We start from the raw sequence: 12957 nt of genomic DNA, 5'->3' as shown, positions 1-12957 counted from the left end.
TTTTTATTTTTAGTGATTGGTTAAGACATCTCCGTATTGTTTCAACTTTTCACCAACCGTACATTTATTGATACAAAATGAATGCGCATAAGTTTTGCCAAATTCTTTGCGAAACTGCTTCTTAATAAAACAGTCCTTGCAATATTCATCGTGCAGTTCTGTCAGTTCTTTAAAGATCATTTTCTTATCCAATATCGTCATCTCCGTTACGGTCTAATTTCGTGTGGCTTTCTACGAATTGATGGGATAGAATTTTTTTAGCGAGGCCGTCAGCTTCCTGATTGTCTTTTCGTTGTATTGTTTCGTAGGTTGGAGTAAGCTTCAGCGATTCAAGGAGTGCTTCTATTTTGTCAAGCCATTCATTATGAGATGGATCATAACAAGGCCAGCTGCCGTCAAGCTGATTCAGCACAACAAGCGAGTCCCCTTTGATTGTAATTGAATTTCTGCTTGCCCCCAGCTCTCTTACTTCTCTTATTGCTTCATAAAGCGCTGCGTATTCAGCTTCATTATTGGTTTTCAGCCGGAAGCTTTTATTTTTTCTCAAGCGATGACGGATTCCTCCAAATGAATAATAGATGACGATCCCGAGACCGGCCAGTTCGCTCTCCTTATCGAAACTGCCGTCAAAATAAACAGTAATGTCATCAGGCTCTTGAGCAAGCTCCTCTGTCAGCTTTTCCAATTCCTTCAGCGTCCAGCTGCCGCCTTTCTCGTCTTCGAACTCTAGCTCTTTCATGTATGGAAAACGTCCAAGTTCTCTGGCGAGCATACGTGCCTGCTGTGCTGTCAGCCAGTCTTCGCTAAAAAATGAGACGGATCCTGTTCCTTTTGCTTCTATTTTCAAATGCGGTCTGAGCTTCATTACAATCACCTTACCATTCATTAGTTGTCGGGCTTATGCTATAATCAAACCAATCTTACCCCGGAAAGGAAGCTTTTTCATCTTGTTTAATAATTCGTTTTGGATCTTTTTTGCGATCATTCATTTTATCATTGTTCTTTTATTTTATAAAGGATTTGGCAAAATGGGACTGTTTGTTTGGATCGGTTTTGCGACAGTCTGCGCCAACCTCCAAGTCGTCAAAACAGTCGAACTGTTTGGCTTAACAGCGACACTCGGGAATGTGATGTATGGCACAATCTTTTTTGCGACAGATGTGCTGAATGAAAAATACGGACCAGCTGAAGCCAGAAAAGCGGTATGGCTCGGATTCTCAACGCTCCTGACGCTGACATTTGTCATGCAGGGCGTGCTGCTTTTCGAACCGGCTTCCAGCGACATATCACAAACAGCGCTGGAAACGATCTTCGGATTCCTTCCGCGAGTTGCGTTAGGAAGTCTGCTTGCCTTTATCTTCAGCCAAACGCTGGATGTTTATGTATATTCGGCAATTAGAAGGATATTTCCTTCTGATCGGCTTTTATGGCTCAGAAACGGCGGCAGTACAGCAGTCAGCCAGCTGTTTGATACATTCATATTCACTGCAGTCGCCTTTCTCGGCATTTATCCGGCAGGCGTGTGGCTTCATATTTTTATTTCTACATATTTGATTAAGTTTGCGGTATCTTTGATTTCATTGCCTTATGCTTATGCAGCCAAAAAAATGATACCTAAAGATGAAAGGAGTTCATAATGCCTACAGAAATATACGTAGACGGCGCAAGCGCCGGTAATCCCGGACCTTCCGGTATCGGCATTTTTATCAAACATGAGGGAATAGCAGAATCCTTCTCTATTCCAATCGGAGTGCATACAAATCAAGAAGCGGAATTTCTTGCATTAATTGAAGGGATGAAGCTATGTGCAACGCGCGGGTATCAATCGGTTTCCTTTCGAACCGATTCAGATATTGTGGAACGCGCAACTGAGCTTGAAATGGTTAAAAATAAAACGTTTCAACCGTTCGTAGAAGAAATCATCCGATTAAAAGCGGCATTCCCTCTTTTTTTCATCAAATGGATACCGGGCAAGCAAAACCAAAAAGCCGATCTTCTGGCAAAAGAAGCGATTCGGCTGAATGAAAAGAATTAAATCTTGATCATTGGTTCATCCTAATGGCGAGGTGAACTAACATGAAAAAGAAAGATAAAGGCCGGCTGACCGGCGGTGTTACTCCGCAAGGCGACCTGGAAGGCAATACACATAATGACCCTAAAACAGAGCTTGAGGAGAGAGCAAAAAAAAGCAATACAAAACGCTAGAGAAGATCTAAACGATCTCTCTAGCGTTCAGCTTTTCAAGCATACGCTCAATTCCTTTGATTTGGTGGCGGCGAAGCATGTCAGCCGCCTGCTTCATTTGCAAAGTAAATAAAGCGTCTTTCAGTGTGCAGGCCAGCGGCACTGAGCAATGAATTTCCGCCAGCTTCCTCGACATCTCCAAATCGCTTAAACCTTGCTGAATTTTTCCCTGCTGTCCTTTTGGAAGAAGAGAAAGATTTTCCAATAAACGGTCAATCGTTTCATATTCACGAATCAGTTTGTAGGCTGTTTTTTCTCCAATGCCTTTGACTCCGGGATAGTTATCACTGGAATCACCCATAAGCGCTTTAATATCAATCAAAGCCTTCGGCATTACGCCTGTTTCTTCATAAAAAGTCTCTTTTGTATAGACTTTATAATTTCCGATTCCTTTTTGAAGCAAAGCAACGCTTACTTTATCCGTTAACAGCTGAAGTAAATCTCTGTCCCCTGTTACGACCGTAATGTCCGCTTCATTCGCAAATAAATCGGCAAGAGTACCGATACAGTCATCCGCTTCATAGCCGGCAAAGCCAATATTCATGATTCCAAGCTCTGCGGCTGCTTCCTTTGCCAAATCAAACTGCGGAATCAGCTCCACAGGCGGCGCGCTGCGGTTGGCCTTATAATCTTGGAACAAGTCATTTCGGTACGTTTTGCTCCCCATGTCCCAGCAGCAGACGACGTGTGTCGGCTGGAATGTTTCCACAGCTGTAATCAAATGCTTTAAAAAGCCGTTGACGCCGTTCGTCGGCACCCCGCTGTCATTTATCATAAAGTTGCGATGTACGGCCGTGGCAAAAAAGGCCCGGAATAAAAGAGCCATGCCGTCAACCAGCAATAGTTTATTATTATTCATCAAATAACTCCCTTTTCTTTCATTCCTTCTATTTTATCATAAAGCAGCCCAAAAATAAAAAACAGTATCTCTTTAATTAGAGATACTGTTTGGATATTTATCAATCGTTGTGTCTTTTGTTGCTGGCGATCAGCTTTTCAGCTTCGCGTCCTGCGTAAGAGTCAAAATGGGTTTGAAATCCGTTTTTCTTTTTGGCATTGTTATTCGCCTGTGCATTTCTGTTTCCGAGCTTTGTTCTGCCCAACATGAATCCCCCCCTTACGTCGGATGCATATAGTATATGCTTCCGGCAGGAGGTTCACTCGCGACAGGATCATCCAGCTTACATGCGGCTTACGTATTCTCTGACCATTTCTTTTGATACAAGCCGTCTTGTCGGGACGATGCCTTTTTTAGCGAGCTGATTCATTTGCTCGGTAATTTCATTAATTGCATCTGTAGTATAAGGCTCATCGTTTCTGCATTTAGCAACAGCTTCTTCAATCGCCAATTCACGCATATTTTCAAGACGCATAAATGCTTTGATATGCTCGTGCTGTTTTGATGAATGTGCTGAAATTGCTTTATGTACCTCTGACATTAATCGTTCATCTCGCTTTTTTCTATTTAGTCTATCATGACTTGAAATACAAGCCAACTGAATTTTACATTTTTATTGTATTGTCTGAATTTTTCCAGGAGATGCAAGCCTGATACGCCATTTCAATCTCTTTCGCATGTTCCCCTTCCGCATATCCTCTTAAATATGTCTCTTTTTGATCCGTTATTTGCGCGATTGCTTTTTCGCCCATATCTTCCTGTAAGCGTCTGAGGTGAGCTGTGTAATGAGAGATCAGGCTTTCTTCTTCATTTTTTATCCATGCCTCTGTGATTTTCGTAAGTTTCATCCGCACAGCTTCGATAAAGGCCGCTTTTCCTTTCTGCTCAAAAAACTGCTTCGGTGATTTGATCTCTTTTAGTTCCTGCTCAAAAGCACGTTCTTCTATTTCCGGTTCAACTTCCTTCAACTGTATGCCGTTCGAATGCTGATCACCCGCATAAACGGAAAAATAACCGTCCTCGTTTAATGTTTTTTGAAAATGATCCAGCCATTCTTCATTGATATGCCGTTCGATGAAACCGCTCATGCGAACATCAAGCGTTTTGATTTCCTGAATATATTCAAATTGATATTCATGTAAGGCTGTTGTCATCGCCTTACTGACGTTCTTTTTCCAATCCCCGTTTTGCAGCCCGGGATGAAATGCGGATTTTAATAAATCATTTGCAAAATATGATAATCGCTGTGTAATGTGATATAGCTGCTCTCTTGTATCTTTTTTTACTTTTTCAATGATGGTTTTTGAGTTCCGCCGTTTCTCGATATCGGCGGCTGTCCGCTCAAATGACAGCATAAGGCGCTGTTTCTGCGCTTCCTTCTCTTCTCGGGACTGATGCTGGGATTGGTGAAGCTGAAAAACGGTTTCGCATAGTTTGTCTGCCTCCGAACTGAGCTGCGCTGCTGACGCTTTTTTTACATCCACTTCGATAAAACGGTCTAAGTGTTTTCTTACTTTCGAGAACTGATTATAAAATGACTCCGGTTTTCCCACCAGTTCCTCCTTACTTGATACGGTAAAGAGCTGCGGCTCATAAACCCCTTCTTTTACAAGCTCTGTGCTGACATAATCGGTCACTGTTTCGAGTTCTGTTTTATCTTTTGCAAGGTCTGCAGCATTAATAATAAAAAACATTTTATCCATGCTGAGCGATTCTTTCACAAGTCCAAGCTTTCGCAAAAATGAACGGTCTCCTTTTGAAAAAGAGTGCTGATAATAAGTCATATAAAAAAATGCATCAGCATCTTTGATATATTGGAATGCCAGTTCTGTATGCCGTTTATTCATGCTGCTCGCGCCGGGTGTATCAACAATCGTAATCCCTTTTTCAGTGAGCGGGCATGTATAGTAGACCGTTACCTCTTTCACAGCACAGGCCGTTGTTTCCTCTGCTACATACGGCTTTAATTCAGATAGCGGAATCGTTAATTTCTTCTGTTCCTGTATATACTGCTGATACTTCTCATATGCAAGCAGGAAATTGCTGATCAATTTCACGTGTTCTTCCTGCAGCCTGTTTTTTTTGACTGCCTTTTCCCACTTCTCTGTGAAAGAACGGCCTGCCGGTTCCTTTGGTATTCCGGTGAGCTGCAAAATTTCAGCCGTTATGTCATCCTCTGTCTTAAACACTACATCCGCTGTTTTGTTTAAGTTGCCATTGATTGGCTTTGTGATCTTGTTAATTGTCGCTGTGGTTGGCGTTGGTGAAGATGGCAGCACTCTTTCGCCGACAAGCGCATTGGCAAATGATGATTTCCCCGAGCTGAAGCCTCCAAAAAGAGCGAGTGTAAATTTCCGTTCCTCAAGCCTTTTCACCCTTTCACGAAACGCTGAAGTTTGCTTTAACAACATGCTGCATTCGCTTAAAAGGTCAGACAAAGTGTAAAAGCGTTTGATTTGGTCTTGAAGCGGCATTTCTTGTTCCATTTTGATTTCTGATTTCGGCATCGGCTGCGCCGTCAGCTGGCTTCGGCCTTGTTTCTGCTCTGGAGCCGCCACTCTTGTTTTCTTCGATTTAAACCATTCTGTGTCTATATGCATTGGGCATGCGGACTCTTCTTCCCAAATGGCCCACAGGCGATCGGTTTTCTCTCGGGCATTATTCTCTAAACGTGCCTGTTCTTGAAGAAAGACAAGTTTTTCTGATTCTTGGACGAGCCGGTCGTTAATTGTTTGCACATCTTTGGAAACACGCTCTTTCACCATAGCGGAGAGCACCTTTATGATGTCTGCGGCTTCTCTTTTCGCCTCTTTCCGGATGAGCTCTGCCAAGTCTTTTGTATATTGCAATACATATTCAGAGGAAAAGGCTGCACCATGCTTGACCGCGCGTTCAATGATGCTTATATCAAGCGGTGTGCGATAGGCCTGAATCAGCTTTTCACTTTCAGCAGTATAAACATCAAATGCCTTGGCGAGTTTATGAAGCGTGTCTATCATATGCCAATCCGCTTCGGCCTCTGTTCGTTTTGCCACATCAGAGAAAAAAGCATTCCGCCTTTTCTCTCTTTCCTGTGCAGTTTTCGCTTTAGAAAAGAAAAAGCCGGTTTTAAAGGAAGGCTCTTGCGATTCTAAAAATGCAGCCGCCAATTCACGCATTTCAAAAGGCGTCAGGTTGGCGTTTTTTAAAATAAGATTGATTTCTTCCTGCATCCTCGTCTCTGCCTCAGTCGTTTGTTTTTCGGCCTCATTCAATTGATCACGCAGCGATTGGACCAGTCCAATTTGGATATTAAGCTGTTCAGCGAAACTCGGAGCGTCTGTTTCGTCTTTCTTCAGCATTTCCGTATGTTCCTTTAGCAGATTACGGACTTTTTGTTCCGTTAAAGCCTGCATATTGCTTTTTGATTGCTGTTCTATTCTTCTTAACTCTTCTCTCAGGGCCCCCATCTGATTGAACGGGTGATCCGGTTCTGTTACTGATGTAAAATAGAGCGCTTCCCTTGAAATCCCTTCATTGCAAAGCATCTCCTCTACCTGCGCTTGATAGTCTCCAAATTTTGTCTCCGTCTCATCATGGCGGTCAATTTGATTGACGATAAAATACACATTCGGAATGCTTTCTTTTATTGATCTGAGAAACTTTACATTTTCCTCAGCGTGCACGTGATTATAGTGAACGACGTAAAACAGCGCATCCGCCTGGTGAAGAATAGAAGCAGCCGATAAAAAATGAGCATCATCTGTTGAATCTATCCCTGGAGTATCAATATACGCAACCCCGGAATCGATCTCAGTATACCTGTCAAAAATTTCGACGCTTTCAATCTGTTCCCCGTCTTTACAATATTGCTGCACCTTGTCTTTCTGGTAAGCCCCTTCCAGCTCAGCACACGCTCCGTCTGTTGTATGAAGCCGAACTCGCTTTTCCCCGTTTCTGATCACAACAAGGTTAGCGCTTGTCGGAATCGGGCTTGTCGGCAAAATATTCTCCATTAACAGGCAGTTCAGCAGTGACGATTTTCCCGCTGAATAATGCCCGGTAAACGCGATATAAACCTCTTCATCAGCCGCTTTTTTCATGACCGCAGCCAGTTTAGCAGCCCTTTGTTCATCTTGATTCTCAATAAATTGCTTATAAAGTTCCCCAGTTTTATGCAAAAGCTTTTTTCTGTTTTGATCTGTCATAAGTCTGAACCCCTTTGTGCCGTTTCAATTGTGAACCTTTTTCGAAAGATCTGAATTCATTCCCTTTTCATTTTACACAAGAATAAACCAAATTTCTTTAGGAGAATAGAAAAAAGCCGCCATTACGGCAGCTTCTATAAAAGAAAATCTGCAACTTTTACAAGTTCCAGATTCATCAAACAGATTTATTAGAGATTCCTTTTAATACAAAACCAATTAATACACTATATGTACAAACCGCTCCAAGCAAAAACAGCATTGTCATTTGCTTCACCATCCTGATTGAGAATCTTTTTCAAATTCATTTTAACATGGTTGAGAATGATTTTCAATCGCTATTTTACGCTGTATTCCTGTAATGCTTTGTCTTCTGCGCGAATTCTGACGCTTAACAACACGGCATTGAAAATGGAAAACAGACACATGGTGACGTATGCTTGATAAAGCAGCGGAATCAGCAAGATTTCGAGTATAACAACGGCATAGTTTGGATGTTTCATCCATTTATATGGACCTTTTTTTACAAGCTCTACACCTGGAACAACAAGGATTTTCGTATTCCAATATGCCCCTAAGGAACAAAGCGCCCAATACCGTACGATCTGTACGCTTAAAATCACTGCAGCGATACCGAGCCACCAGCTGGACGGCTGTTTATTCATCAGCAGCACCTCGGCAATTAAGGACAGGAAAAAAAGGATATGCATCGTAATGATATACGGATAGTGGCTCTCGCCAAATTCAATTGCTCCTTGCTTCTTTACCTTTTGTTCGTTTTGCCTGGCCACTGCCATTTCTGCTGCTCTTTGAACAATGAGAATGGCGATCAACAACCAAAACATGAGTCAGGCCCCCTTTTCCCAGCTGAATAACAGCAACTCTGATGAGAAACCCGGCCCTAATGCGCCAATCAGTCCGCGTTCAGCTTCCTTTTTATGTCCGTTCTGCAGATGGTCTTTGATCACATACAAGATTGTGGCTGAAGACATATTTCCGTGCTTTTGCAAAATGCTTTGCGCAGATGAAAGCTTTTCTGACGACAGCCCGAGACTTTTGATGTATGCATCGATCACTTTTTTTCCGCCAGGATGCGCCAAAAAAACACTGATATCATGGAATGACAGCTTATGTTTGTCCAAAAAAATCTGTACATTTGTTTTGAGCCATTTTTCCACCAAGGTCGGAATGTCTCGTGAGAAAATGACTTTGAATCCTTGATCGGTAAAGTCCCAGCCCATGACATCTTCTGATTGTTTCATCAAAACAGATTGGGCGTCCATTATCTTCGGCGCAAGCTTCAGCTTTGACATCCTGCGGTCCGCCTTCTCTCCGCATAATAAAGCTGCGGCAATGCCGTCACCAAAAAGCGAGGTGCCGATCAGATTGCTTTTTGTTTTATCTTCCGGCTGGAATGTCAGGCTGCACAGCTCGGCAGCAATGACAAGCACAAAAGCCTCAGGATACGCTTTGCAGTATTCGGCTGCACGCGCAAGTCCGCTGGCTCCTCCTGCACAGCCAAGCCCCCAAATCGGAATCCGCTTCGTATATGGAGAAAACGGAAGTTCATTCATAAGCCGCGCCTCGATACTCGGTGTGGAAAGACCTGTACTGGAGACGAAAAAAACAGCTTCCACTTTCTCATAAGGAATGGCTTCTTGAAAAAATTCCGGATGAGAGAGGCACTCACGAACAGCCGCTCTGCTGTGTTTAAGTGTTTCTTCTATGTATATTTGATTTTTTTCTTCAAAGCTGTGCCCCTCTTTATACCATTCAATCGGCTTAACAAACTGTCTCGAATGGATTTGCCCGTTTTTAAAGGAGGATAACAGCCGGTCAATATCCTTAAAAGAATGCTGAAACATATAGCGGGCGAACTCGGCCGCTTTCTCTTGGTTTACATTATACGCAGGAAGACTTGTTCCAATGGATAAAATAAACGCCATGCGATCACCTCTTTGCATACATTGTGCCGCAACAATCTTTTTTATATGCAAAAAAACTCCGCCGCGGCGGAGTTAGACTGCTGTTTTTTGTTCAGCGAGGTCAGCTTCTTGTTCTATTTTTTTAGCTTTAGAAAAAACGTTATATACAATATTTAAGACGACTGCAGTAAAGCTGCCCGCCACAATGCCATTCGTTGTAAGCAGCGTTAAGGCACTCGGAAGCTGTTTGAAAATATCCGGCACAACGGTCACACCGAGCCCCAATCCCACTGAGCAGGCAACAATCAGCAGATTTTCCTGTTTCGCAAAATCAATGCGGCTGAGCATTTTAATCCCGTAAGCGATCACCATTCCAAACATCGCCACCATTGCACCGCCCAAAACAGCGGATGGAATAATGGTCGTAAAAGCAGCGATCTTTGGAAACAGCCCAAATGCCATTAGGATCACACCTGTGACCACAATGACGGCATTTTTTTTGATCCCTGTGAGCTGAACAAGCCCGACATTTTGAGAGAATGCCGTGTAAGGAAAAGCGTTAAAAATACCGCCCAGAAGCACAGCCAGTCCTTCAGCTCGATAGCCTTTAGACAGATCTTTCTCTGTCAAACGGCGGTTTGTCAGGTCACCTAAAGCAAAGTAAACACCAGTTGACTCCACAAGGCTGACAATTGCAACGATGGACATCGTAATGATAGGCGCTGCGTAAAAAGACGGCGCTCCGAAGTAAAATGGCTGAATCATTTGAACAACTGCCGCGTCCGAAACATTATCAAATTGAACTTTCCCCATCAAATAAGCGATGAAGGTGCCAATCAAAATACCGATCAAAATCGAGACAGACTTGATAAAGCCTTTTGTAAAACGGTATAGAAGCACAATGATACTCAACACGGTAAAAGCAAGAGCAAGATTGGAGAGATCTCCGAAATCTGCACTTCCTTCTCCGCCGGCCATGTTATTCATGGCAACCGGCATCAGTGTAATACCGATAATCGTAACAAGCGACCTTAATTGGGTACTACCTAATATCTAGTTGAAATTCACCCTTAAATCAACGTCAAACTCCCCATATTCATTCTTTACCATCGTATATGAGACATGGCTAATAATCAATTTGAGAATTAAATTGATCTCTGACGGAGTAAAGCCTTGATCTGATTCGATAAACTCTTGCACCTTTTCATGGTTCCACTTTATTTTACGCTGCTCATGCTCTATTTCATCATGATAATCAGCGCTTTCTTTAAGTTTCCTGATCTCATTTTCAGCTTCTTGTATGGATTTCTTTTCTTTTTCAATTCTTGACTTAAATTCATCCTTATCAATAATCTCATCCATATACATTTCTTTAATCTTCTCAATACGTTTATTTGACTTAGATATAGCCTTTTCATGCAAGGACAATATTTGATTCATATACGTTCTTGCTTCTTCATCTTTCTTTTCGGATGATTCTTTTGAGAATAATATCTCATTGTACTCTCTAATTTTCATTACGATTGCTTTGTACAGCGCTTCTTCTGGTATACCAGTTGTATTGTTACACTTAGTAGTCCTTGTCTTTGATTTTTTCAAACATTTTCTAACATGTGGGTTTCTATTTTTAGGCGTATGCACAACTTGCACCTTCCCACAATGAGGGCATCTTACTAGACCGGATAACTTAAATGTATTTTTGTTCAACTTTCTCCCTGGTTTAAATGTGCGCAGCTTAGAAATTCTTCTAATAATAGCTCCATGTTCTTCATCTGATTTCATTGATTCATGGTTTCCCTTATGCATAATAATACTTGAATTATCTGGATTTTTTTCTATTCCAATCCCATTCTTTTTGGCACGATATTTTCCATACCATACTAAACCTCGATGAAAATCATTAGTTAATATGTCAGCGACTACTTCTGAATACCATGTAGAACCTCCAGATGGTGAAGGAATCCCAAGCTCATTTAATTTATCAGCAATCTCAGTTGCAGAATACTCTTCATCAAGAAACCATTTAACCATTAATCTATAAATTTCATGTTTTTCTTTATCAATTTTTGCAGTTTTATCGTTTTTATCCCATTTATATCCGTATGGTACGTTCCCTGAGTGTAATCTGCCATTTCTTACTGCATTTATTTTACCCTGCTTGAGTCTTTTCTTAATAACCCTATATTCACTTCTTGCAATCATAGACTCAAACTCAGATAACATTTCATCTCCTTCAATTGACCAATCATAAGTCCTTGTTGGTGTAATTAAAAGAGTTTCAGTGTCTTTAAATGCTTTTGAAATGATTCCTGATTCAATTTGATTACCTCTTGAAAGACGATCATAAGCCACAACACATACAGCATCATATTCATCGTTCTCTATTTTCTTCAGTAAATCAGAGAACACTGGTCTATTTTTTATTGAGTCAGCTGAACCTATTTCTTCGTACCAGTCCACATTTTCAAAACCACGTTGTTTAACTAAATCAATAAGTTGTTTACGGTGCCTGGCAAGTGTGTCTTCTTGATCAGCATCTTCCCTGCTCTTTCTTAAATAAGCTGCAACTGAAACTGTTTTAGTAAGTTCTTTAGCCAATAAATCACCTCATATCTATATCGCAAAATGTATCTCTTGCTGTTGGAATCATTATAACATGATTGATATTTTGCGCCATCCTATCTGACTGGGCAAAACACCCACTCAGCTTCTGACGTCGTGAAATGCGACTGCAGCCAGCTATTTCATATGTTAGAGAAACAGGTAGGTCTTCTATTAATTCTTGATTGTGACAATTTGTCACAATCAATTCATATCGTTGTATTAACCGAAGCGTTTCTCCCAAAATGGGAGGATCAATATATAGTTGTGACAATTTGTCACCCCACATGATAAAGGTCAATTTGTCCGTTTGCTCTAAGGGTATATACACTATATACACCCCCTGCACCAAGGGTAGGAATAGTATTCACACCCTTTTAGGCACTATATACAATATATAGAGTGGACAGCAACACATTAGGTTCGGAAGAATGTTCCGATCCTTTAACGCCCCCAAATTTGGGGGTTGATATCCTGAGAGCGCAAAGTTATGCTTTCTAAAATATGTTGAGTTTCTTTTTCCCCATTGACCCGACACGTACAATATACGTTTTAGCTTTAACCTGCACTAACTATTAGTTCGTTTAGGTGATCGGAACATTATTCCTGTCAGGCCCGGTAAACAGTTAACACACATAAAAAAGACCCCCATCTACAGGGAGTCTAAATCTTAATAAATCTCATCTAATAGTTTTTCACTTAAATCCTTAAATTTCCCTTCATCTTTCAGAGCATTAAGGAGCGCAATCACTTTCTTTTCTTTAATTCCAAGAACTTTAGACAAGATATCACGCACTTCTGCAAAATCAGGAACTTTCTCATTATGTAACTCCTGACTTGAAATGCCTTCAATCTCTTTTCGATATTGTTCTGGTGGCTGAGGACTATTTAGAATACGATCATTTAAGACTGATAAAACATATTCCAATTCTCTTCTTTTCTCACTATAAATATTATGTTGAATTAACCAATTGGAATAAGGGTATCTTGGATCATCCAGTTTTGCATTACTGAGCTTTAAGATTTGCCATTTAAGATCTTCAATTTCTCGTTCAAGTAGTTCAACTTTTTCTTCTAATGGATTAGTCATTTATAGCCCTCCTGT

The 12957-nt window shown here is 41.3% G+C and carries 14 protein-coding genes and 1 pseudogene; 3 read left to right on the top strand and 12 right to left on the bottom strand.

Features of this window, described 5'->3' with window-relative positions; translation table 11 throughout:
• Positions 1 to 9 precede the first annotated feature (9 nt).
• Together SB658_RS05065 and SB658_RS05060 are read right to left on the bottom strand one after the other, a co-directional pair.
• Complete coding sequence (locus SB658_RS05065; protein ID WP_004399003.1) at positions 10 to 192, bottom strand: zinc-finger domain-containing protein; 183 nt, start codon at positions 190 to 192, stop codon at positions 10 to 12.
• Positions 185 to 865 (bottom strand): ribonuclease H family protein, encoded by a 681-nt coding sequence (locus SB658_RS05060; RefSeq protein ID WP_259013275.1) that lies wholly within the window; start codon positions 863 to 865, stop codon positions 185 to 187. The genes SB658_RS05065 and SB658_RS05060 overlap by 8 nt, the downstream gene beginning before the upstream one ends.
• Positions 866 to 947: 82 nt before the next feature.
• On the opposite strand from SB658_RS05060, the gene SB658_RS05055 reads away from it, so the two are divergent.
• From SB658_RS05055 to sspL, 3 genes are read left to right on the top strand one after another with little or no spacing between them, the layout of a single operon-like run.
• Positions 948 to 1637: a queuosine precursor transporter gene (locus SB658_RS05055; RefSeq protein ID WP_014477139.1), complete on the top strand. Its 690-nt coding sequence runs from the start codon at positions 948 to 950 to the stop codon at positions 1635 to 1637.
• Positions 1637 to 2035 (top strand): reverse transcriptase-like protein, encoded by a 399-nt coding sequence (locus SB658_RS05050; RefSeq protein ID WP_015383923.1) that lies wholly within the window; start codon positions 1637 to 1639, stop codon positions 2033 to 2035. The genes SB658_RS05055 and SB658_RS05050 overlap by 1 nt, the downstream gene beginning before the upstream one ends.
• 41 nt (positions 2036 to 2076) lie before the next feature.
• Positions 2077 to 2205 carry a small, acid-soluble spore protein L gene (sspL, locus tag SB658_RS05045; RefSeq protein ID WP_003218255.1) on the top strand — a complete coding sequence of 43 codons (129 nt, stop codon included), beginning with the start codon at positions 2077 to 2079 and terminating at the stop codon, positions 2203 to 2205.
• Between the two features lie 7 nt (positions 2206 to 2212).
• Here the strand turns inward: sspL and exnP are convergent, their stop codons facing one another.
• The 10 genes and pseudogenes from exnP to SB658_RS04995 form a co-directional block, all read right to left on the bottom strand.
• On the bottom strand, positions 2213 to 3103 hold the full coding sequence (gene exnP, locus SB658_RS05040) for a 5'-3' exonuclease ExnP (RefSeq protein WP_046663416.1): 891 nt from the start codon (positions 3101 to 3103) through the stop codon (positions 2213 to 2215).
• 100 nt (positions 3104 to 3203) lie between these two features.
• Entirely contained in the window at positions 3204 to 3350 is a 147-nt protein-coding gene (locus SB658_RS05035) for a hypothetical protein (RefSeq protein ID WP_003230761.1), read from the bottom strand.
• A 75-nt stretch (positions 3351 to 3425) separates the two neighbouring features.
• A complete protein-coding gene (locus tag SB658_RS05030) occupies positions 3426 to 3683 on the bottom strand; it encodes a YpbS family protein (protein WP_003230757.1) in 258 nt (85 codons plus the stop codon).
• Between the two features lie 64 nt (positions 3684 to 3747).
• On the bottom strand, positions 3748 to 7329 hold the full coding sequence (gene dynA / locus SB658_RS05025; RefSeq protein WP_410601258.1) for a dynamin GTPase: 3582 nt from the start codon (positions 7327 to 7329) through the stop codon (positions 3748 to 3750).
• Positions 7330 to 7504: 175 nt separating this feature from the next.
• Positions 7505 to 7594 (bottom strand): Fur-regulated basic protein FbpC, encoded by a 90-nt coding sequence (gene fbpC, locus SB658_RS05020; RefSeq protein WP_100069434.1) that lies wholly within the window; start codon positions 7592 to 7594, stop codon positions 7505 to 7507.
• A gap of 70 nt (positions 7595 to 7664) precedes the next feature.
• Positions 7665 to 8171 (bottom strand): alkylpyrone methyltransferase, encoded by a 507-nt coding sequence (gene bpsB, locus SB658_RS05015; RefSeq protein ID WP_004398552.1) that lies wholly within the window; start codon positions 8169 to 8171, stop codon positions 7665 to 7667.
• Positions 8172 to 8174: 3 nt separating this feature from the next.
• On the bottom strand, positions 8175 to 9272 hold the full coding sequence (gene bpsA, locus SB658_RS05010; protein WP_015714140.1) for a type III polyketide synthase BpsA: 1098 nt from the start codon (positions 9270 to 9272) through the stop codon (positions 8175 to 8177).
• A gap of 72 nt (positions 9273 to 9344) precedes the next feature.
• Positions 9345 to 10280 (bottom strand): annotated as a pseudogene (pbuX, locus tag SB658_RS05005) (xanthine permease PbuX); the annotation flags it as partial.
• Positions 10281 to 10304: 24 nt separating this feature from the next.
• Positions 10305 to 11849, bottom strand: a complete 1545-nt coding sequence (locus SB658_RS05000) for a recombinase family protein (RefSeq protein ID WP_208476266.1) — start codon at positions 11847 to 11849, stop codon at positions 10305 to 10307.
• A 673-nt stretch (positions 11850 to 12522) separates the two neighbouring features.
• Positions 12523 to 12942, bottom strand: coding sequence for a hypothetical protein (locus tag SB658_RS04995; RefSeq protein ID WP_064815005.1), 420 nt, complete (start codon positions 12940 to 12942; stop codon positions 12523 to 12525).
• Positions 12943 to 12957 lie beyond the last annotated feature (15 nt).

The sequence above is a fragment of the Bacillus sp. SIMBA_008 genome (assembly GCF_046535495.1).
Lineage (GTDB): Bacteria > Bacillota > Bacilli > Bacillales > Bacillaceae > Bacillus > Bacillus subtilis.
Note: the sequence above shows the minus strand (reverse complement) of the source record. Positions and strands in the feature narration are given on the sequence as shown.